Below are 20,911 nucleotides of genomic sequence, written 5' to 3'. Positions count from 1 at the left end.
CTTTTGCCCATGAGAGTCCTGATTATAAATACATCTGAACGAATAGGAGGAGCAGCCATCGCAGCAAGCCGGTTGATGGAGTCACTGAAAAACAACGGCATCAAAGCCAAAATGCTGGTACGTGACAAACAGACCGACCAAATCAGTGTTGTCCGCTTAAAAAGTAACTGGTTGCAAGTGTGGAAGTTCATGTGGGAACGGATTGTGATCTGGAGTGCCAACCGTTTCCGGCGTTACCATTTGTTTGACGTAGACATCGCCAACACAGGTACAGACATCACCTCACTCCCGGAATTCCGCCAGGCCGACGTGATCCATCTGCATTGGATCAACCAGGGAATGCTCTCACTGAACGATATACGAAAGATACTGACCTCCGGCAAACCCGTAGTCTGGACCATGCACGATATGTGGCCATGCACCGGCATCTGCCATTACGCACGGGAGTGCAACAACTATCAGCAGGAATGTCACGACTGTCCGTACATCTACAAAGGCGGGGGACGAAAGGATTTATCCTATCGCACGTTCCGCAAAAAACAAAAGTTATACAGCTACGCTCCCATTCATTTCGTCACGTGCAGCCATTGGCTGAAGGAACAAGCCCAGACCAGTGCATTATTTGAAGGGAAAAGCGTGACCAATATTCCGAACGCTATTAATACCAACTTGTTCAAACCCATGAACAAGAAGGAAGCGCGTGCCAAATTCATGTTGCCGGAAGGTAAGAAACTAGTTTTGTTCGGCTCATTAAAGATCACCGATAAACGAAAAGGGGTCGACTATCTGATTGGGGCATGCAAACTGTTAGCAGAAAAGCATCCGGAATGGAAAGACTCACTGGGTGTAGTCGTATTCGGCAACCAGTCGCAGCAGTTACAGGAACAACTTCCTTTCCATGTATACCCGCTCCCTTATATCAAAAATGAGCATGAAGTAGTGAATATCTACAATGCCGTAGACCTCTTCGCCATCCCGTCTCTGGAAGAGAATCTTCCCAATATGATTATGGAAGCAATGGCCTGTGGAGTGCCTTGTGTCGGTTTTAATGTGGGAGGTATCCCCGAAATGATCGATCATCTGCACAACGGCTACGTGGCACAATACAAATCCTCGGAAGATTTTGCCAACGGCATACATTGGATATTGACGGAACCGGAATACAACGAACTCTCTGCACAGGCCTGCCGCAAGGTTCTGGGTAATTATTCGGAGAGTATCGTTGCAAAGAAATATACAGATGTCTACAATAAAATAACGGGGAAATATGCATAGTGTCCATCCTACTCCCAAGTTCTCTATCATTACGGTGACATACAATGCTGAAAAGGTATTGGAAGACACGATTCAAAGTGTAATTTCACAAACCTATCATCATATAGAATATATTATCGTGGATGGAGCTTCCAAGGATGGAACCCTCTCTATTATCAACCGCTACCGGTCACGCATACACACCGTCGTCAGCGAACCCGACAAAGGACTGTATGACGCTATGAATAAGGGCATCGCCCTTGCCAGCGGTGATTATCTCTGTTTCCTGAACGCGGGCGACTGTTTTCACGAGGACGACACACTACAACAAATGGTGCATACCATCAACGGCAGCGAACTGCCCGATGTGCTTTACGGAGAAACCGCTATCGTAGACCAGGACAGGCATTTCCTGCGGATGCGCAGATTGTCCGCTCCCGAAACGCTTACCTGGAAAAGTTTCAAACAGGGTATGTTAGTCTGCCATCAGGCATTCTTTCCCCGTCATACGCTGGTAGAGCCCTACAACTTGAAATATCGTTTTTCTGCCGATTTCGACTGGTGCATCCGTATTATGAAGAAAGCGCGCACCTTACACAATACCCATCTGACGATTATCGATTATCTGGATGAAGGAATGACTACCCGCAATCAGAAAGCCTCCCTGAAAGAGAGATTTCGCATCATGGCAAAGCACTACGGGTTGATTGGCACCGTAGCACATCATATATGGTTTGTGATCCGTGCGGTGATTCACCGGTAAAGCTGGTTCTCTTTAAAATGTTGCAGGCAACGCAAGCAACTGGTACATCAGCGTACGTGCCATACGTATCTGCCCCTTTGTACTAGGATGTAAACGGTCATATCCTGCGTCGTAGAAGTAAATCAGTTGCTCTTCCACCATCGGGTTCAGCCCGGTTACCGCATTAAAATCAATTACGGGCACTCCCCACACATTACCGGCTTCCTTGACGGCCTGCACGTAGGCATCCACATATTCACCACAACTATTCTGATAGTTTTCATCCGGTTGCACGTTCTTCTCTCCAAAATCCGCCAGTGAGCGGTGCAACGGGGTTAATAGTACAATCTGCTTATCCGGAAACAGTTGTTTCAGCCTGTGGATTCCGATGTTGATACGTCCTTTATACGTGTTTCCATCCATTATAGGCGTACGTTTCTTGCGGGTTTCCAGCTTTTTGACCTGTCCGCGGGCTGCCATCACCTGTTCTTCTGTTTCCGTAAACCACTCTCCGATAGGCACACCGTCATTAAAATCATTCGTACCCATCAGAATCAAGATAGCATCCACTTCTCCACCGTGTTCCTGCTTTAGTTTCTCGGCCTGACGGGGCACATCATTCCATTGTCTGCCGCTGATACCATATACATAAGGAGTAATCCCCAGCCATTCCTGCAGGAAATCCCAGTATTTCTTTATTTTGTCACCATAGCAGTTGGGATCTGTAATAGAGTCTCCTAAATATCCCACTCTTTTTCCTTGCCACGGATGCCGGACAGCTCCATTATTCGTTTCAGCAGAGTTTGCAACTTTAGATGTTTGATTCTGTCCGCACAGAAAAGAGGAACAGAAAAACAGAATGGTACATGCGAGTAATAATTTGCTTTTCATCGGTATTATACATTAAATGAGAGATTTGTATCTAATATCCTGCAAATGTAATTCAAAAATAGGTAGTTTCAATCAATTTGGGCAGTCAATCTCATCCATACAACCGGACAGACAAACGGGTCTCTATTTGACGATTCTTGCTAAAATGCAGGTTTACAGTATTTTTTCATCAAAGTTATCATTGAGTTTTACACCTAAAATCCTATCTTTGTCACAAACTAAAAGAAAAATTGGATGTTTAACTCATTTTCATTCCATAAGGATTCCGTTCTGTAAATAATCTGTAAGCCTTCCTCTCATTACAGATTATCCCTTATGTTTTCTGACATATTCTTGTCAGAGTTATTTTCTATATCTAAATTTTAAACTATTTGTATGGTCAAATGGTCACAAGCATCGTCACATGCCTTCATTTACCGTACTGCTAAAACATTAAAAAACAATGAGTAACGAATTAAAAACAATCCACGAATTCGATTTTACACTGATATGTAATTACTTCAAAGGACTAAAACGTCAAGGTCCGGGAAGCCCTGAAGTCACACAAAAAGCCTTAAGTTTCACCAACGAACTGTCTGACAATGCCAGAATAGCCGATATTGGCTGTGGCACAGGCGGGCAGACAATGGCATTAGCCAACTATACGAAAGGGCAAATTACAGGTATCGACCTTTTCCCCGACTTTATCGAGCTATTCAACAAAAATGCAATAGAAGCCCATTGTGAAGACAGAGTAAAGGGTATCGTCGGTTCCATGGACGCTCTGCCATTTCAAGAGGAAGAACTCGATCTGATCTGGTCCGAAGGCGCTATCTATAACATAGGATTCGAACGCGGCATGAACGAATGGAACAAATTCCTGAAAAAGAACGGATTTATCGCTGTAACGGAAGCCTCCTGGTTCACCCCGGAACGTCCCTCCGAAATAGAAGACTTCTGGATGGCCAATTACCCGGAAATCGATACGATTCCAAGAAAGATAATGCAAATGGAAAAAGCAGGATATATCCCGACAGCCCATTTCATTTTACCGGAAAATTGCTGGCTTGAGCATTTTTACGCTCCCCAGTTCCCTGTTCAGGAAGCTTTTTTGAAGGAATATGCAGGAAATGACGCAGCCGCAGACCTCATCACCGGGCAACGGTATGAAGAGAGCCTATATAATAAGTATAAAGAATACTACGGCTACGTATTCTATATAGGACAAAAAAAAGATTGATTATCTGCCGGAGAAGTTAGCAAGATAGGACAACTCTCCGGCATTTATTATCCTTTACTTTGCAGAAAACATGGAGACGAAAGATATCAATAAACAGGAATATCAGTTACGGATCAATAAAGTGACCGACTATATTCACAATCACATAGACCAGCCGTTATCATTACAGAAAATGGCAGGTATCGCCTGCTTTTCTCCTTTCCACTTCCATCGCGTATTTACAATCCTGACGGGCGAAACGCCTACGGATTATATCAAACGCACCCGGATTGAAAAAGCAGCCCTATTATTAAAACGAAACAAGGAACTTTCCGCCACCGAAATCGCCCGTCTTTGCGGCTTTAGCAGCCTTTCACTTTTAAGTCGCAATTTCAGGTTGCATTTCAGTATGACGATCCGGGAGTTCCGTTCATTAAAATAAAACCCTAAAGAATATGGAAAAAGAAAATAAGATTCTGATTTTTCGAACTTCTATCACCCAAAGGCGTGACATCAAGCGCATAGGAGAGCTTTTGGCAGAGTTCCCCCAAATAGACAAATGGAATGTGGACTTTGAGGACTGGGAGAAAATATTAAGAATCGAGTGCAGGGATATCTCTGCACTCGAAATATCGGAAGTACTCCGGAACAATCATATTTTTGCCACCGAACTGGAATAAAACCGGGAAAAGAAAACCTCTCAAACTCCCAACAACTGTTTCAATTCAGCCACTCCTTCAGAAGCTCCCTTCTGAATTACATGTATCGAACGGGAAGTATGCGTATCTACCGGTTTCGGATCAATCAGATACACCTCTGCTCCTCTCGGTACATAATGAAGCAGCCCCGCCGCAGGATATACGTTAAGCGACGTACCGATAATGACGAAAATATCCGCTTTCTCCACATATTGGATGGCGGTTTCAATTTCCGGCACAGCTTCTCCAAACCATACGATAAAAGGTCGCAATTGAGTGCCGTCGCCGGCCTTGTCTCCCATCTTCACTTCATATTCTTCCGGTTTCAGTTCTTTTATGTAGTGGGGATTATGAGGATCTCTGCTGGAACACACTTTCGTCAGTTCGCCATGCAGATGAATGATGTGGCTACTCCCGGCACGTTCGTGCAAGTTATCAATATTCTGTGTCACCACCGTCACATGGAAGCTTTTCTCCAGTTCCGCCAACAGTTCATGCCCACGGTTCGGTTTCACCTCCAACAACTGTTTCCGACGCTCATTATAGAAATTAATCACTAAAGCCGGGTCACGCTGATAACCTTCAGGAGTGGCCACCTGCTCCACAGGATACCTATCCCACAAACCGCCTGCATCGCGAAATGTACTAATCCCACTCTCGGCACTCATACCCGCACCCGTCAAAACTACCAGATTCTTCATTACTATTCCTCCTTCTTTTTTAATAGCCACACAAATGTAATCAGAATCATCGAATAAAAGAACACTTTCTCACGCTTAATATAATCCTATTTATGCAGAACTTTAAGATGAAAGATGCAGATAGTTAGCATCATTTATGGCAACAACTATTCGTCTGACTACTGTTATTCTTTCGTCTGACAGTTGTCAGACGAAAAAACAACAATTGTCAGACGCAAGTTCAACAGCTGTCAGACGATTAATTGCCTGCATAAACAAATCTAAAATATAAGAATAAGCCGATTAAATCCTACGAACAAAAAAACTAATTCTTTAAAGAAAAGCGATTATCTTTCACAGATATAAGAATTTTTAAATAGCAAATGCTAAATCATTCAAATAAAACACGTACTTTTGCGATTCATAAATTTGCAATTGATTGAAAGCTAAAACCATGAAGGTGATACATTTCAATCGCCAACAAAAAACATTATATGGATAAATTCAGTTACTCTATTGGCCTCGGAATTGGTCAAAACTTATCAAGCATGGGAATCGGAAACCTTGCGGTAGATGATTTCGCACAAGCAATCAAAGACGTATTGGAAGGCAATCAGACGGCTATCAGCCACAATGAAGCCCGCGAAATAGTAAACAAGTATTTCGAAGAACTGGAAACTAAAATGGGTGCCGTTGCTATCGAGCAAGGACAAGCTTTCCTCGAAGAAAACAAAAAAGGACCGGGCGTAGTTGTTCTTCCCAGCGGACTACAATATGAAATCATCAAAGAAGGTACAGGCAAAAAGCCGAAAGCTACCGACCAGGTAAGATGCCACTATGAAGGAACATTGATTGACGGTACACTGTTCGACAGCTCTATCCAACGCGGAGAACCGGCTGTATTCGGTGTCAACCAAGTAATCCCGGGATGGGTGGAAGCTTTGCAACTGATGCCGGAAGGTTCTAAATGGAAACTGTATATTCCGTCAGAACTTGGTTATGGCGCAAGAGGTGCCGGAGAAATGATCCCTCCTCATAGCACACTCATTTTTGAAGTAGAATTACTCGAAGTATTATAAATAAAAAATTTCAAAGCAAAATGAAAAAAGTTAGTATTTTTATGGCAATCGCCGCTGCTGCAAGCCTTGCTTCTTGTACAGCTCAAGCTCCTAAAGCAAATCTGAAATCAGACATCGACTCACTGTCTTATTCTATCGGTATGGCGCAGACTCAAGGTCTGAAAGGCTATCTGACAGGTCGTCTGGACGTTGATACTGCTTATATGGCAGACTTCATCAAAGGTTTGAATGAAGGTGCAAACAAGACTAGCAAAAAAGACATCGCTTACATGGCAGGTCTGCAAATCGGTCAGCAAATCAGCAACCAGATGATGAAAGGTATCAACCAGGAATTGTTTGGCACTGACTCTACTAAAACCATCAGCAAAGAAAACTTCATGGCAGGTTTCATCGCAGGTACTTTAGAAAAAGGTGGCGTAATGACTATGGAAGCAGCTCAAGAATATACTCGTACAGCTATGGAAACTATCAAAGCAAAAGCTTTGGCAGAAAAATATGCTGACTACAAAGCTGAAAACGAAAAATTCCTCGCTGAAAACAAGACTAAAGACGGCGTAAAAACAACTGCAAGCGGTCTGCAATACAAAGTAATCACTGAAGGCAAAGGTGAAATTCCTGCTGACACTTGCAAAGTGAAAGTGAACTACAAAGGTACTTTGATCGACGGAACAGAATTCGACAGCTCTTACAAACGTAACGAACCGTCTACTTTCCGTGCTAACCAAGTAATCAAAGGTTGGACAGAAGCATTGACTATGATGCCTGTAGGTTCTAAATGGGAACTTTATATCCCGCAAGAACTTGCTTACGGTGCAAGAGAATCTGGCAACCAAATCAAACCGTTCTCTACTTTGATTTTCGAAGTTGAACTGTTGAGCATCGAAAAAGATAAGAAATAAGAAAGTTCTTTTCTAAATAGAAAAAGGAAAGAGGCGCAAAACGTTTGTGCCTCTTTTTTTTGCTTTTTCCTATTTTTTTTCTCCGAAAAGAAGAATAATTAAAATAAATCTCTATATTTGCTTACTATTTGATAACAACAGGAAATTACAATTTATTATTATGGAAAGAATAGACAACCTCGACAGGCAGATCCTAGAGATTATCTCCCAGAATGCCCGCATCCCTTTTAAAGACGTAGCAGCCGAATGTGGAGTGTCACGCGCAGCTATCCATCAGCGTGTGCAAAGACTGATTGACCTAGGTGTCATTGTAGGCTCTGGTTACCATGTGAACCCGAAATCATTGGGATACAGAACTTGTACCTACGTGGGTATCAAACTGGAAAAAGGCTCCATGTACAAATCTGTCGTAGCGGAACTACAAAAGATTCCCGAAATTGTGGAATGTCATTTCACTACAGGTCCGTACACAATGCTGACAAAACTTTATGCATGCGACAACGAACATCTGATGGATTTGCTGAATAACAAAATGCAAGAAATACCGGGTGTAGTAGCTACCGAGACTCTGATTTCTCTGGAACAGAGTATCAAGAAAGAGATTCCCATCCGCGTTGAAAAATAATTGTGATGGAGTTTCTAAATGAATATCACCTTGCAGGGTTATTCATCGGAATCTGTACCTTTTTGATTATCGGCCTTTTTCACCCCGTCGTGGTAAAGGCCGAATATTACTGGGGCACAAAATGCTGGTGGATATTCCTGGTACTCGGCATTGCCGGTGTGATTGCCTCCTTAAGTATCGATAATGTGATCTTATCTTCTTTATTAGGCGTGTTTGCGTTTTCTTCCTTCTGGACGATCAAAGAGGTTTTCGAACAGGAAGAACGGGTACAAAAAGGATGGTTCCCCAAGAACCCGAAGCGCAAATATAAGTTCTAAAAATAAAGTATCGTAGTTTTTTATCAAAAGGATTTGCATAATTCGAGGGAAAATACTACTTTTGTCACCGCATCCAGTTAATGGATACATCGGGCTTTTAGCTCAGTTGGTTAGAGCAACAGACTCATAATCTGGAGGTCCTTGGTTCAAGCCCAAGATGGCCCACGAAAAACTCCTGTAAATGAAATACTTACAGGAGTTTTTCTTTTATACGGTCAGAATAATGAGATTTACAAAATTAGGAACAGTGCTCCATATTGAAATAAGAATATCAATACTAAATGATTCCAAAGTGCTTCAAAGCCTTACACAAACCGTCATTCTCAACGGTATCAGTAACAAAATCGGCTGACGCCTTGACAGTCTCCGATGCATTTCCCATAGCTACTCCGATTCCGGCAGCTTTCAGCATAGGAATATCATTACCGCCATCACCGCAAGCCATTATTTCCGCCATCTCAATTCCATAATAATCGGCAAAAGCTGAAAGTCCGGTTGCCTTACTGATTCCTGCAAGGTTCACATCAGCAAATAAGGGATGCCAGCGTGATAAGGAAAGGTTAGGCAGAAGCGGCATTACTTGCTGTTCCATTTCATCATCGATATAAAAACAAAGCTGGCAACACTCTTTTCTGTCAAATAGTTCTTCAATGTCTACAACGGCGGGGATGGGATGTTCCACGATTTTGGCTATCCGTTCGACAGTCGGAGTCAGCCGATTGACAAACACGCCTTCATCCAGTTCAATAGCAACTGCGAAATCAAAAGCTTTTGTTATTTCCATGGCTTTCTTAAAATCATCCTTTGGAATAAGGTGTCTCCTTATCACAGTGCCATCCAGTAAGACACAGTCAGCTCCATTCAATGCAATAATTCCATCATACGGAACAGCAGCTATTTCATGAAGGTCGCCTGCCGCTCTACCGGTAGCAATGACTATTCGAATCCCACGGTCATGAATCTTCTTAAGAGCTTCAACAGAAGATTGCAATATTTTATGAGTTTCAAAACTCACTAATGTTCCATCTACATCGAGCATGATTGCTTTTATCATAACATCTATATTTTTTATTTACAGTCTATTACCCAGCGACAAAGTTACTGAAAAAATCCCCATAGCAGGTATACCTCCAATACATAAAACAAAAAAGGCAAAAGGAAACGAGATCCTTTTGCCTTATACCTATTGATACCTACTGAAAAATGATAGTTAACGTTTAGCGGAAGTCCTTCAACTCTTCCTGCAATTTCTGACGGGTAAAGAATATGCGGCTTTTTACAGTACCTAACGGAAGATTCAACTTCTCTGCAATCTCACGGTACTTGAATCCTGAAACGTGCATAGCAAACGGAACCCTGTATTCTTTAGGCAGAGCATTGACTACGCGGTGCATTTCCTTTAAATCGTAAGCTCTTTCTGTACTTTCAAAACCTGACTCTTGTGGCAGATTCAGATGATAGAGGTTTTCAGTCTGATCGACAAATGTCTGATCGCGCACTACTTTGCGGTAATTATTAATAAAGATGTTCCGCATTATAGTATACATCCATCCTTTAAAATTTGTGTCGGGGGTATATTTGTCTTCGTTATCCAATGCTTTTAATGAGGTTTCCTGTAACAAATCGTTTGCTTCTTCACGATCGGTTGTCAGTTTGTATGCGAAGCGGAGTAATTCATCCTGTACTCCTATCAGATCTTTCCTGAAGCTTAAACTTTTCATATACGCTATTTTTAAATTGTGAGTATTCGTTGTTATAATTTTGATGTTGCAAGTTTACGGGTTTTCAACAAATGTGGCAGGTGAAGAACAGACATTGTTTAGGGGAAAATCTATCGGTTGATAGAATTTAGGTCATTTTTGATAGTATTCAGGTGGTTTTAATGGCCGGTATAGCAAAAATCCCATTTTGAAGTCACACCTGACTCAAAATGGGATAACACAAACAAAACAAACAATATTAGCGATTTTCACAAACAGCTGTCTTTTTATATTAAAAAATTCATAAGACTTAATTTAGAATATGTCGCTTAAACATTCTTTTTATGGGAACAAAAATATTACTTTCTGGTAAAAAGGAACGCATGATTTAAGAATAGTTATAAAGAATAATTGTTTTATGTATAAAAAATTGTGCCCAACTATAAAGAATTGTATTTCATAACTTAGTACAAAAGAGGCATAAATTAGTCTTTCGGTGATATTCTATAATATCACACATTCCAAAGTGATGTAAATTCTCCAACTTCTTTTTTCACGTAAGAATTAATTTCTATATTTGGGCAATGTACAACCAAATACCAATTTATTATCTATGACTGATACTATTTCTTATCAATATGCAGCTCCTTCCACATTGCAACGGTCGGCCGATCAGGACGAACTGTTTCTTGCCAAATATAGCGAAATAGAAAAGAGAGAAGCCCCCTGTTTCTTTTGGGGAAAGCTGACGCAACCTTATATGACGGCACGCTGCCTCATTGCGTTATCCAATGTTGTGCAGTCCAGTTTCAACCTGACACCGGCACAACTTACAATGCTGAAAGATCCGATTGTAACAGCTGGAAATAACCGTCTGCGCTTTGAAGGATTTTCTAATTGTGCAGGTGTATACGCCAGGGTCGATGTACTTCCTGACGGACACAACGGAGAATTCTTGGAAAACGGGACAACGAATGTAGATTTTAATCCCGGAATGATTTCCGCTTTAGGAGGAATAGGCAGACAAGAAAATGTAGTAATGTCGGTCGGCCCCAAAGAAGTGGGACTCTATAATAAAGGTGAGAAGGTGATAGAGCGAAAAGTGCCTCTTCCCGTAAAATGGATAAAGGGACTGACTACGGTACAGATTTATCAATCCGTTGCCGAAAAGGTCTATTCCTTCAATCGCATACAAACCTTACAACTCTTCCAGACACTACCGAAAAGTAGTGTGAAATGTGACTATTTTTTAGTGATGCGCGGTCAAAAACCGGCCTTTTCACCGGTGAAAAGTATGAATGGCATCTGCATCGGAGGACTCCACCGTTTGCGCTTGCTTGAACCTTTGCTTCCCTTTGCCGATGAACTGAAAGTATTTGCACATCCTACTATGCAATCTACTATCTGGCAACTCTATTTCGGTCCGGTCCGCTTCAGTCTTTCCCTTTCCCGCGAATGTTGGAGAGGATTCTCCGGAGAAGGTGCCGCACTGGAATCTTTGCTCGAAGACGTACCTGAAAGATGGATAGAGGCGATGGATAAATACAGTTACGCCAACCAACAGTTCAACCCTACGCTTTTTGCCATAGAAGAACATATTGACCTGGATAAGGTAGATTCTCTCTCGGCACGATTGGCAGCAATGGGTTTGCTGGGATTCGATTTGGATGAAAACAGTTTCTTCTACCGCCGCCTGCCTTTCAAAACCGAACGTATTTTGAGCCTCAACCCGCGAATGATAGCTGCAGAAAAGTTGCTGGAAGAAGACAAAGTAGAAATCATTGCGAATGATGGCAACCGGACGGAAGCCCGTGTTGCAGGAAGCGGAGGAGTGAGGCATACCGTCATTCTGGACAGGGAGAACGAAAAAGAACGTTGCACTTGCACTTGGTTCAGCAGTAATCAGGGAGAACGGGGAGCTTGCAAACATATTTTGGCAGTAAAGAAACTAGCGCAATGGAAGAACTAAAAAAAGAACTGGAGAAGTTATCCAAAGCCTATGTGGATACTCCGGAGAATGAAGAGAAAATATTAATCCCTTTTATCAAGAGATTATTGGAGTTGCCAATGAAGGACAGGCGGAAGTTGCTGCCGCTTATCCGGGAATTGCAATGGATAAAAGGCAGATTCGCTGGTTTCAGCAGTGAGACAACCTGTAGTGCGGCACGGGCACATTTTCTATCGGCAGTACAGTTTGTATGTGCCAACAGACGGGAGATGGATATGGCATATCATGTGAAGTTTGATATGCTTTGCAAACTACTCCCGCTTTACAACCCTACCTGGATGACAGATTTTATCAACGATGACAAAACATGGTTCAATTTCGATCTCAATTACGAAGAACTGATGCAGCTCATGGATATGGGTTACCTCAAAGAAATCGCTCCAAGCCGCATTGCACATGTACTCCCCTGGATTACCCGCATCAGAAATAAGAATCCCAAAGGAGACGATACTTTCAACAGTGAACTACTACTCAAACGGGATATTACACTGAAAGAACACATCTGGACGCTTTTCGAACACGAATCAATCATCGGTTATCAGGATGATTGTGCCAAAAATGCTTATAAAAAAGGAATCACAACACGGGATGAAAGTATCAGCGCGGCCCTCTACCGCTTTTCATTGGACGGACATCTGGATAGAGAACAGCTACTAAGAGCCACCCTCGCCACTTTTCACCGGAGCTTCAAAAAAGACATGGCAGGATGGTTTGCCAGATTCTTTGAAACGCTGCAACCGACCGCCGGAGAATTGTTATCCTTACAGGAAGAGATCATGCAAACATTCACTTCTTCCTACACCAAGCCGGTAAATATAATGTTGCAACAGCTGAAGAGCATTGCAGACGAAGAAGGATTCCGTTATCAGGAATTCATCGAACGGGCAACCACCCTTTTCTTCTCCAGTCCCAAAAACTCGCTATTAACCATTTACTCCATCTTTGAAAAGATCGTTGCGCAACATTCCGAAATGAAAGAGCCTTGTTGTATCACTCTCTGCCAACTATTCTTGAAGAAGGACGAAAGCCTGCAAAAGAAAGCTGCCAACTTTATTTCAAAATATGGGGACGCCTCTTCGTCCAATCTCCAAGAAACACTACAGTCTTATCAACCGGAGATGTTTCAAAGCGTGCAAGCGATACTCGCATCTTTCAAGCCACAGTCTATAGATTCACAGTCTACAGAACCACACCTTGCAAAAGAAGCAAATGCAACAGATACAGGTGTGACAGAAGACATTCTTCATACAGAAGGAAAGAATACAGAAAGAAATAGTACAGATGAAAATAGTACCGATAACTCCCTCCTCTCCGAAGAGCCATCTCTGGAAGCCATCCGCATTTGCCGGGAAGACAACCGTATTCCATTCCCTGCCGACAAAGAAGATTTCCTGTTTCAGCTTAGCCGTTTGTTCGACATGGAGGAGAACTGGGAGATAGAAACAACGATTGCCGCTATCATTGCTTTCCATCCCCAACTGGATAAAGAAGACCTCAACCGGATGGAACCTATTTTCCAACGGGCAGCCAATATTGTTGCCAATAGTTGGGAACCATACGAAGATCTCCTTGCCACTTTCCTATTGGAATACCAACGCTTATGGGCACAGACAGACAACTCCAATACAGGAGTTTTGAGAAATATGTTCACCCGGCTGGAAGAGAAACTGAAAGGAATAGATAAAAACAGAGGAGCTTACGACGAACGTTCCTTCAAACGACTTGCTGACTGGAAACCCGGTTACAGCAACGCAACCTGTTTCATACCTATCCAACAGTTATGGCTGAATGTGATCCGCCAAATAAAAGGAGGAAATTCATTGCCATTGCTTTCTACTCCCACCCATACCCCGGCATACCTACAAGCCACCAAACTGATACGCCGGCTTGCTGCATATCAGGAAGCAGGAAAGAAACCCTGTTCGTGGGATTTCCAACTGGCTATTGCCCGTTGTGCTCTGGAAGACAAAGAAGAAGCCATCGTCACCGCCCGGCAACTGTTGCAAGATGAGTACCTGCATCTCTGCCTGTTCTTATTGGACGAAAACACGCAACCCGAACCGCCCTACAACCATCCAACCGCCTGGATAGCCGCCGGACTGGTAAAAGCACCGGAGACGGAATTTAAAGCATTCAAGTCTTTCTCCTGTAACACATTGCCACACAATCATCTGACAGGAGACTACGAGTGGAAAGAAGTGAAACCCAAAGAAAACTCATACGAAACGGACAGACGCCTGCTTCAACTTGATTTTCACAAATGGCACAAATATATCGAACGCAACAGCCATCAGCTATGGCAGGAACATCTGATTATTAACAGCAAATACAACATGGATGACTCCCGCTACATGGAACCTCTATTGTGTTGCTACCCTAACCGCCCGGAACCGTTGATAGCCCAGATTATCTCCAATTACATGGCTTTCGGCAGTCCACAGGAAGACAGCAAACGTACCCTTGCCTGTGCCTTGCGCATGTTGTTGTCTTTCCATTGCCCGCTCAAAGAAATGAGTCTACTCCTATTAAGCGGCTCGCTGCTTTTTGTAGACAAAACAGTCCGTTCCTATGCAGCGGAGTTATGGGTAGAAGGACTCTCCACAGGAAGAATAAACAACCACCGGGTAGGAGAAATCCTGGCCCGGCTTATCAACATGGAACTTGCTCCGTTAAAACGCTTCACCACACAAGTGTACGAAAGCATGTACAAACGAAGCGCTTTCCACAACCGCCAACTGGAAGAACTGCTCACTGTATTTATCAGCGGATTGCCCGACAAACCCGTCACCGGACTCAAACAACTACTCGAACTCTATCTGGAACTATTGACCATCAACCGCAGCAAAGTTACAAACGAACAACTCTTGCAACGCCTGCAAGAATGGGCAACGAACAGCAATTTGAAGAAAGTGACCACTTCACTCAACAAACTATAATTAATTCATAATTATGACCCTAGAAGAACGCCTCAACGAAATAGTAGAAAAGCAACAGGGGGATGCCATCATCCCCTTTCTGCAAGGACTCACACAGGAAGAACGAAAGAGCCTGGTACCCCGCCTGAACAAACTGGAAGAATACTACAGTAAATTCGTGCAACTTAACAAGAACACATACGGTACACGGGGGACTTCCGCACAGCATCGTATCATCAACCTTACCGCTCTCGTCATCTATTCGCTGAAAGAATTCCGTAAACACCAATGGGGAATCAACACCGAGCAACTGAATGAATTGATCCCGTGGTACGTCCCCTCCTGGCTCGACAGCTTTTTCAAAGAAGGTGAAGGCAAAGAATTCGGCGGTTTCTACGGAATGGATTACGAAGTCCTGATGGATTGGATAGAGCAGGGAATACTCACCGTGACACCTTCTCCACAAACCATTGCGGGTTATCTGGTAAGCTACATCAACACCACTGCTATACTGCAAAAACGCGAAATCACACTTAAAGAACATATTTGGTATCTCTTTGAGTACGACTGCGGACAGAACTGGATGGATAACCGAAATGGCGGACACCCCTACTATCCTTACAAATATCTTATCGAAAACGGGAAACTAGACCGTATGCGTGTATTAAGAGAATCTCTGCTCGCTGTCAACCGAAATATGAACAAGAACCTATGCGGCTGGTTTGCAGGCATGTTTACCGCACTTACCCCCAGCATAGAAGAACAACTCACGTTACAACCGGAAATATTAGCCGTCCTGTCCGCCCCTCACAGCCGCCCGGTCAATATCATGCTCGGACTGCTGAAGGGCTTATGCAATCATCCGCAATTCCGGATCGAAGAGTTTCTGAATCAGACTTCCGTTCTTTTCGCTTCAGATGTGAAGGCAATTCACCAAAACACATTGGCCGTACTCAATAAACTGGCAAAAGAAAGAAAAGAATTTCGTGACGCCATCTGTTGTGTTGCCGCACAAGGGTTGATGAGCCGGGAAGAATCTACTCAAAGCAAAATAGTCAAACTGATCCTGGCGTATGGAGAGACGGAATCTGCCACATTAAGAGAAGCACTCGCCGTATATACGGAAACGATGTTGGCAAACACTAAAAAAGAGCTGAAGGCTTATCTGGAGAATAATGAGTCTGGCCATACTTCTGCCCATAATGAAGCAGCTCCCGCCCACTCCGAGCAGCCCGACAACGATTCCGCCTCTTTCGTGTATGAACCGATACTCCCCATTATCCGTGAGGACAACCGGATACAGGAAATTGCTTCCCCCGAAGACCTGCTATTTCTTGCCAGCCAAGTGCTGGATGGGAACGAGATCTATCACTTCGACCTGTTACTCGGTGCCTTAGTGCAATGGGACCGTCAACAGGACACAAAACAAATCTCACAATGGGCACCCATCCTTCAACGCGCTTACAAACTACTGATGAGCGGAGGAAGTTCACGAAACGGCCTATTAGACCAACTGATGGCAACTTTCCTCCTTGATTATGCAAAACTACTGGTTAAACGCTTCCCTAAAGAAGGAAAAGAGCTAAGTGACTTGCATCAGAAAATGGTACAGAAAGACGAACTGCAGAAAGGTAAATGGAACTATCGTAATCTGCAGAAACTCACCATCCGTCAGAAAACGAACCAAAAAGAGAAATTCCCTGTTCACAAGCAGCTATTATGCCGGACATTAGATCTTTTAGAGAGTAAGGAGAAACCTTTACCCCTATTGTCCACTCCTACCCATACTCCTATGTTTATCGCTCCGGCAACCCTGGTAGAAAGGTTAAAACAATATCAGCAAGCAAACACTGAGCCAGACGATATGGATATGCAAATAGCACTCTCACGAGTGGCATTGGATAATTCATCACAAGAACTTCCTATTATCCTCCAAGACTTAAAGGAAGAATACCAGCGCTTACTTTCTTTCTTGTTGGGAGCAGAAGATGTACTCCCCCAAGCACCCTTCACCCATCCTTCCTGGTGGATGACAGCAGGACTAATCAAGTCGCCGGAAACAATCTACTCCGAATTCAAAGATTTCTCATACAATAAAGGTCCACGCGAGTTCCTGACTGGAAACTTTACGTGGAGAACTTATCTGCGTACTCACTCATATACCGATTACAACAAAAAAGTAGTAGAATGGAACTCTGCAACTCTTACTTTCGATATTCCGGAAAGCAAGAACTCTCATGTAGCCAATAAAAACGAATACAATGAGAAAATCAGTTACCATTCATACGATTCGCATCCGTTAGTAGTCGAAATGTATCCGCTGATAGAGCGCTTCGACGATATACAAAATGACTTGCCACGTTTAGCATGGTTAACTCCCAATATGCCGGAACCATTATTAGTATGGTGTATCCGCAGTGCCATTTACGATCCGATGTTAAATGAGGTTAGGGAAATAGGCATCACCAAAGCCACCATCGAAGCACTTCATCAGTTAAGACACACCTGGCATGAGGCGTCTTACATACTGGAAGCCAGTTGTATGTTGGTAGCAGATAAGACTTCCCGTTCTTATGCCGCCGAAATCTGGATAGACCGTGTCAGCAAAGGATGCATAGACAGTAAGCGCATAGGTAAAATCTTAGGTTCACATCAACATACCGGCTGGGGACCGCTGAAAAGACTCACCGGCTTGATACAGCAACAAATGATGAATGTCAGTCCCCTGCACAACCGGGAATTGGAGAATCTAATCGTAGCAATGCTGGCCGGACTTCCGGAGAAGCCGATCAAAGATTTAAAGAAGTTGTTGGAGATCTATGCGGAACTGTTATCAATCAACCACAGCAAAGCCAAAGACGAACAGGTTTTACACCTGTTGAATGTTTGGAAAGGGGTCGCTAATCTGAAGAAAGCAGTGGCTAATATCCAACATTAAGAAGATTGTTGCAACTACTTAATCTCTTACTTTGTGCCACCGTATTGGCACGGCTGTGCCATCGAAGTGGCAAAGTTGTGCCAACGTAGAGGCATAACTGTGCCAATATAGTGGCACGACCTGACCACTTAAACAATCAGGATTTAAAGGTAGCTTATTGGAGCAAAAGCCAAAAAGAAGTATCTTTGGCACACTAAATACAAAAGGTTGAATGATTATTCTAAAATATAGTTTAGCTATCTTCTGTTTGCTGCTGACAGGATGCTCCTTCTTTTCCAGCCAAAAGGAAAAGGAGAACCCCGCCCTGACGGAATATGAATATACGACGGACGATATGCAATCCGGCGAAGAAAGTGCCACCGTCTTACCGCCACCGCCAAAGCGAAGCGCAATGGCTCTCTACATGGATTCACTGGGACTCGTCAACGTAACCGATCTGGATAGCAGCCTCGTTGTTAAGTTAATGTATACGCAAGCTGATAATTTCACTGGCGAAGTGCTTTACGACAACTTAACGGAAGCCTATCTGCATCCGGATGCGGCATACGCTCTTATAGAAGCACAAAAAGCCTTGAAAAAGCTACACCCGTCTTATAGTCTTATCATTTACGATGCAGCCCGCCCCATGTCGGTACAAAAGAAGATGTGGAACGTAGTGAAAGGAACGTCCAAATACAAATATGTCTCTAACCCAAACCGTGGAGGCGGACTACACAACTACGGACTGGCAGTAGACATCAGTATTCAAGACTCTTTAGGGCAGCCTTTACCTATGGGAACCCAAGTAGACCATTTAGGTGTGGAAGCCCACATCACAAACGAAAACGAACTGGTACATAACGGAAAAATGAGTGAAACAGAACGTCAGAACCGGATACTGCTGCGAAAAGTAATGAAAGAAGCCGGGTTCCGTGCATTACCCAGCGAGTGGTGGCATTTCAATTTTTGCAGCCGGGATGTAGCCAGACAGAAATATAAGTTAATACCATAAATCGGTGCTCGGCAAGATCATAACCAGTGCTCAACAATTCATTGTAATATCCTATAACACAATAACGCCATGATACAAATCTCCCCCGAAACTCAACTTTTTATCCGCGAACATTCATCGGACGATGTACGTGCACTAGCTTTACAAGCTAAAAAGTATCCGGATATAAATATGCCGACTGCCATCACCCAAATTGCTGGAAGACAGGTTGCCGCCGAAAAGATTCCTTCATGGCGGGAAATAGAAGAGATATGGTATCCGAAACATCTGTCGCTAGAGCAATGCTCTTCTGAAATCACTGCCCGCTACAAAGCCCGTCTTTTTCAGGGAGATTCGCTGACCGACCTCACCGGAGGCTTCGGCATAGACTGTTCTTTTCTTGCCACCGGATTCAAGTCCGCCACTTACGTAGAACGTCAAGAAGAGCTTTGTGAAATAGCGGCACACAACTTTCCCATCCTGAATCTAAACCATATAAACGTAAGAAATGAGGATGGAGTAGCCTATCTGCAATCAATGTCCCCCATAGATTGTATCTTCCTCGACCCTGCCCGCCGCAATGAACACGGCGGAAAAACGGTCGCCATCTCTGACTGTGAACCGAACGTAGCCGAACTCGAAGCTCTTCTGCTTAACAAAGCCAACCGGGTAATGATAAAACTCTCTCCCATGCTCGATCTTTCATTGGCACTGAAAGAGCTGAAACATACGCAGGAAATTCATATCCTATCCGTCAATAACGAATGTAAGGAACTACTCATCCTACTCGGACAAACATCACCGACAGAAATCACCATTCATTGTGTAAACCTCCTCACGAAAGGGACTCAAGAAGAACAACACCTCGTATTCACCCGCGAACAGGAGCAGCGTAGCCAATGTACTTATACCGATTCTTTAGGAAATTACCTTTACGAGCCGAATGCATCTCTTCTGAAAGCCGGTGCCTTCCGCAGCATTGCCGCAGCCTACCCTGTCCGGAAACTGCACCCCAACAGTCATCTTTATACCTCCGATTCTTTCATTGAAAACTTCCCCGGAAGAATCTTCCGGATTGTCAACCAGTGCAGTTTCAATAAAAAAGAAGTAAAAGAGAATCTGGCAGACCTGAAAAAAGCAAATGTGACTGTCCGCAACTTTCCCGCCACAGTAGCCGAACTTCGCAAACGGCTCCATCTGACAGAGGGAGGAGATACCTACTTATTTGCCAGCACATTAAATAATGGACAAAAAGTTATCATCCGCTGTGAGAAAGTCTGAACTATTTGCTATTTTTGCGAAAAGAAACACAATCTAAACTAATTCAGATGAATCAAACACCCATAAAAGCGATTCTATTATTAATCGTATTCACTCTGTCCTGTCACACTCCACTTTTCTCACAGAGAGATTTTGAGCGACATGAGTTCTCGTTCCATGCCGGCTACGGTGTGATGTTTCATAATCCTCCCACACTAACGTTAAGTACCCACAGCTACCAACGTACACTTGCACAAGGCGTAAGCTGGGATGGACAATACCATTTCCGTCCTCTCAAACGCTTTATCTTCGGAGGAATCTACACCGGATTTTCTTCCAAAGGAAGCCATCCTGAAGGAAAAGACCATTTATGGGTTCATTTCATCGGCACGCAAATCGGAATGTGTAATGCCAATACCAAACATTGGCAAATCCGGGTGACAACCGGTCCCGGCGGAGTCATTCTGCGGAACAACAGCGAGGTATTCGGCAACACACGAAAAGTGAGAGCCTTCACTATCGGTCTCCTCACCAATGCCAATCTTACCTATAAGCTGAATTCCAACCTGGGAGTCAGTTTAGGAGTACAATATATGTATAGTGAGCTACTTAGAATAAGGACTTACTATCACGAAGAAAAGGTTACTGTAAAACTCAATTCAAATGATGATGTCAACCTCACGCGACTAAACATCACTACGGGATTATCCTATTATTTCTAACATCCACTAAAAAAA

General features: G+C 43.4%; 19 protein-coding genes and 1 tRNA gene. 16 read left to right on the top strand and 4 right to left on the bottom strand.

The features are described from left to right. Positions 1 to 9 precede the first annotated feature (9 nt). Together BSAG_RS09340 and BSAG_RS09345 are read left to right on the top strand one after the other, a co-directional pair. Positions 10 to 1,275 (top strand): glycosyltransferase family 4 protein, encoded by a 1,266-nt coding sequence (locus BSAG_RS09340; RefSeq protein ID WP_004296595.1) that lies wholly within the window; start codon positions 10 to 12, stop codon positions 1,273 to 1,275. Next, positions 1,268 to 2,017: a glycosyltransferase family 2 protein gene (locus BSAG_RS09345; protein ID WP_004296596.1), complete on the top strand. Its 750-nt coding sequence runs from the start codon at positions 1,268 to 1,270 to the stop codon at positions 2,015 to 2,017. The genes BSAG_RS09340 and BSAG_RS09345 overlap by 8 nt, the downstream gene beginning before the upstream one ends. Positions 2,018 to 2,029: 12 nt before the next feature. Here the strand turns inward: BSAG_RS09345 and BSAG_RS09350 are convergent, their stop codons facing one another. Then, the gene (locus BSAG_RS09350; RefSeq protein ID WP_004296597.1) at positions 2,030 to 2,887 is read right to left on the bottom strand and encodes an SGNH/GDSL hydrolase family protein; all 858 of its coding nucleotides are present in this window, start codon (positions 2,885 to 2,887) and stop codon (positions 2,030 to 2,032) included. A 442-nt stretch (positions 2,888 to 3,329) separates the two neighbouring features. On the opposite strand from BSAG_RS09350, the gene BSAG_RS09355 reads away from it, so the two are divergent. The 3 genes from BSAG_RS09355 (at position 3,330) to BSAG_RS09365 (ending at position 4,765) form a co-directional block, all read left to right on the top strand. Beyond that, a complete protein-coding gene (locus BSAG_RS09355) occupies positions 3,330 to 4,106 on the top strand; it encodes a class I SAM-dependent methyltransferase (RefSeq protein WP_004317099.1) in 777 nt (258 codons plus the stop codon). A gap of 70 nt (positions 4,107 to 4,176) precedes the next feature. Continuing rightward, a complete protein-coding gene (locus tag BSAG_RS09360) occupies positions 4,177 to 4,527 on the top strand; it encodes a helix-turn-helix domain-containing protein (RefSeq protein WP_004302575.1) in 351 nt (116 codons plus the stop codon). A gap of 13 nt (positions 4,528 to 4,540) precedes the next feature. Further along, on the top strand, positions 4,541 to 4,765 hold the full coding sequence (locus BSAG_RS09365) for a hypothetical protein (RefSeq protein WP_004311131.1): 225 nt from the start codon (positions 4,541 to 4,543) through the stop codon (positions 4,763 to 4,765). 20 nt (positions 4,766 to 4,785) lie between these two features. Here BSAG_RS09365 and BSAG_RS09370 read toward each other — a convergent pair whose 3' ends face one another. Then, positions 4,786 to 5,484: an SIR2 family NAD-dependent protein deacylase gene (locus BSAG_RS09370; protein ID WP_004302577.1), complete on the bottom strand. Its 699-nt coding sequence runs from the start codon at positions 5,482 to 5,484 to the stop codon at positions 4,786 to 4,788. A 473-nt stretch (positions 5,485 to 5,957) separates the two neighbouring features. On the opposite strand from BSAG_RS09370, the gene BSAG_RS09375 reads away from it, so the two are divergent. The 5 genes from BSAG_RS09375 (at position 5,958) to BSAG_RS09395 (ending at position 8,548) form a co-directional block, all read left to right on the top strand. Then, positions 5,958 to 6,542 carry an FKBP-type peptidyl-prolyl cis-trans isomerase gene (locus BSAG_RS09375; protein WP_004311130.1) on the top strand — a complete coding sequence of 195 codons (585 nt, stop codon included), beginning with the start codon at positions 5,958 to 5,960 and terminating at the stop codon, positions 6,540 to 6,542. Between the two features lie 20 nt (positions 6,543 to 6,562). Beyond that, positions 6,563 to 7,441 (top strand): FKBP-type peptidyl-prolyl cis-trans isomerase, encoded by an 879-nt coding sequence (locus tag BSAG_RS09380; RefSeq protein ID WP_004317097.1) that lies wholly within the window; start codon positions 6,563 to 6,565, stop codon positions 7,439 to 7,441. Between the two features lie 160 nt (positions 7,442 to 7,601). Then, the gene (locus BSAG_RS09385) at positions 7,602 to 8,066 is read left to right on the top strand and encodes an Lrp/AsnC family transcriptional regulator (RefSeq protein ID WP_004302580.1); all 465 of its coding nucleotides are present in this window, start codon (positions 7,602 to 7,604) and stop codon (positions 8,064 to 8,066) included. Positions 8,067 to 8,071: 5 nt separating this feature from the next. Beyond that, positions 8,072 to 8,383, top strand: coding sequence for a DUF4491 family protein (locus BSAG_RS09390; protein WP_004296605.1), 312 nt, complete (start codon positions 8,072 to 8,074; stop codon positions 8,381 to 8,383). Positions 8,384 to 8,474: 91 nt separating this feature from the next. Next, positions 8,475 to 8,548, top strand: a tRNA-Ile gene (locus BSAG_RS09395). A 112-nt stretch (positions 8,549 to 8,660) separates the two neighbouring features. Here the strand turns inward: BSAG_RS09395 and BSAG_RS09400 are convergent. Both BSAG_RS09400 and BSAG_RS09405 read right to left on the bottom strand, forming a co-directional pair. Then, on the bottom strand, positions 8,661 to 9,437 hold the full coding sequence (locus BSAG_RS09400; protein WP_004317096.1) for a Cof-type HAD-IIB family hydrolase: 777 nt from the start codon (positions 9,435 to 9,437) through the stop codon (positions 8,661 to 8,663). Between the two features lie 163 nt (positions 9,438 to 9,600). Next, entirely contained in the window at positions 9,601 to 10,104 is a 504-nt protein-coding gene (locus BSAG_RS09405) for an RNA polymerase sigma factor (protein ID WP_004296608.1), read from the bottom strand. A 592-nt stretch (positions 10,105 to 10,696) separates the two neighbouring features. Here BSAG_RS09405 and BSAG_RS09410 point away from each other — a divergent pair. From BSAG_RS09410 to BSAG_RS09435, 6 genes are all read left to right on the top strand, one after another. Beyond that, entirely contained in the window at positions 10,697 to 12,052 is a 1,356-nt protein-coding gene (locus BSAG_RS09410; RefSeq protein WP_004317095.1) for an SWIM zinc finger family protein, read from the top strand. Then, on the top strand, positions 12,040 to 15,027 hold the full coding sequence (locus BSAG_RS09415; RefSeq protein ID WP_004317094.1) for a DUF6493 family protein: 2,988 nt from the start codon (positions 12,040 to 12,042) through the stop codon (positions 15,025 to 15,027). Before BSAG_RS09410 ends, BSAG_RS09415 begins: the two co-directional genes overlap by 13 nt. Before the next feature lie 13 nt (positions 15,028 to 15,040). After that, positions 15,041 to 17,944, top strand: a complete 2,904-nt coding sequence (locus BSAG_RS09420) for a DUF6493 family protein (RefSeq protein ID WP_004317093.1) — start codon at positions 15,041 to 15,043, stop codon at positions 17,942 to 17,944. 211 nt (positions 17,945 to 18,155) lie between these two features. Continuing rightward, entirely contained in the window at positions 18,156 to 18,935 is a 780-nt protein-coding gene (locus BSAG_RS09425; RefSeq protein WP_004317092.1) for a M15 family metallopeptidase, read from the top strand. Between the two features lie 69 nt (positions 18,936 to 19,004). Beyond that, the gene (locus BSAG_RS09430) at positions 19,005 to 20,195 is read left to right on the top strand and encodes a THUMP-like domain-containing protein (RefSeq protein ID WP_004317091.1); all 1,191 of its coding nucleotides are present in this window, start codon (positions 19,005 to 19,007) and stop codon (positions 20,193 to 20,195) included. Between the two features lie 47 nt (positions 20,196 to 20,242). Then, a complete protein-coding gene (locus tag BSAG_RS09435; protein WP_004317090.1) occupies positions 20,243 to 20,896 on the top strand; it encodes a hypothetical protein in 654 nt (217 codons plus the stop codon). Positions 20,897 to 20,911: the final 15 nt, after the last annotated feature.

The sequence above is a fragment of the Bacteroides sp. D1 genome (assembly GCF_000157095.2).
Lineage (GTDB): Bacteria > Bacteroidota > Bacteroidia > Bacteroidales > Bacteroidaceae > Bacteroides > Bacteroides xylanisolvens.
This window is presented reverse-complemented; position numbering and strand designations above follow the sequence as displayed.

Coding starts and splice junctions, on each gene's coding strand:
- BSAG_RS09340 (WP_004296595.1), top strand. CDS start 10: ATGAGAGTCCTGATTATAAATACATCTGAACGAATAGGAGGAGCAGCC.
- BSAG_RS09345 (WP_004296596.1), top strand. CDS start 1,268: ATGCATAGTGTCCATCCTACTCCCAAGTTCTCTATCATTACGGTGACA.
- BSAG_RS09350 (WP_004296597.1), bottom strand. CDS start 2,887: ATGAAAAGCAAATTATTACTCGCATGTACCATTCTGTTTTTCTGTTCC.
- BSAG_RS09355 (WP_004317099.1), top strand. CDS start 3,330: ATGAGTAACGAATTAAAAACAATCCACGAATTCGATTTTACACTGATA.
- BSAG_RS09360 (WP_004302575.1), top strand. CDS start 4,177: ATGGAGACGAAAGATATCAATAAACAGGAATATCAGTTACGGATCAAT.
- BSAG_RS09365 (WP_004311131.1), top strand. CDS start 4,541: ATGGAAAAAGAAAATAAGATTCTGATTTTTCGAACTTCTATCACCCAA.
- BSAG_RS09370 (WP_004302577.1), bottom strand. CDS start 5,484: ATGAAGAATCTGGTAGTTTTGACGGGTGCGGGTATGAGTGCCGAGAGT.
- BSAG_RS09375 (WP_004311130.1), top strand. CDS start 5,958: ATGGATAAATTCAGTTACTCTATTGGCCTCGGAATTGGTCAAAACTTA.
- BSAG_RS09380 (WP_004317097.1), top strand. CDS start 6,563: ATGAAAAAAGTTAGTATTTTTATGGCAATCGCCGCTGCTGCAAGCCTT.
- BSAG_RS09385 (WP_004302580.1), top strand. CDS start 7,602: ATGGAAAGAATAGACAACCTCGACAGGCAGATCCTAGAGATTATCTCC.
- BSAG_RS09390 (WP_004296605.1), top strand. CDS start 8,072: ATGGAGTTTCTAAATGAATATCACCTTGCAGGGTTATTCATCGGAATC.
- BSAG_RS09400 (WP_004317096.1), bottom strand. CDS start 9,437: ATGATAAAAGCAATCATGCTCGATGTAGATGGAACATTAGTGAGTTTT.
- BSAG_RS09405 (WP_004296608.1), bottom strand. CDS start 10,104: ATGAAAAGTTTAAGCTTCAGGAAAGATCTGATAGGAGTACAGGATGAA.
- BSAG_RS09410 (WP_004317095.1), top strand. CDS start 10,697: ATGACTGATACTATTTCTTATCAATATGCAGCTCCTTCCACATTGCAA.
- BSAG_RS09415 (WP_004317094.1), top strand. CDS start 12,040: ATGGAAGAACTAAAAAAAGAACTGGAGAAGTTATCCAAAGCCTATGTG.
- BSAG_RS09420 (WP_004317093.1), top strand. CDS start 15,041: ATGACCCTAGAAGAACGCCTCAACGAAATAGTAGAAAAGCAACAGGGG.
- BSAG_RS09425 (WP_004317092.1), top strand. CDS start 18,156: ATGATTATTCTAAAATATAGTTTAGCTATCTTCTGTTTGCTGCTGACA.
- BSAG_RS09430 (WP_004317091.1), top strand. CDS start 19,005: ATGATACAAATCTCCCCCGAAACTCAACTTTTTATCCGCGAACATTCA.
- BSAG_RS09435 (WP_004317090.1), top strand. CDS start 20,243: ATGAATCAAACACCCATAAAAGCGATTCTATTATTAATCGTATTCACT.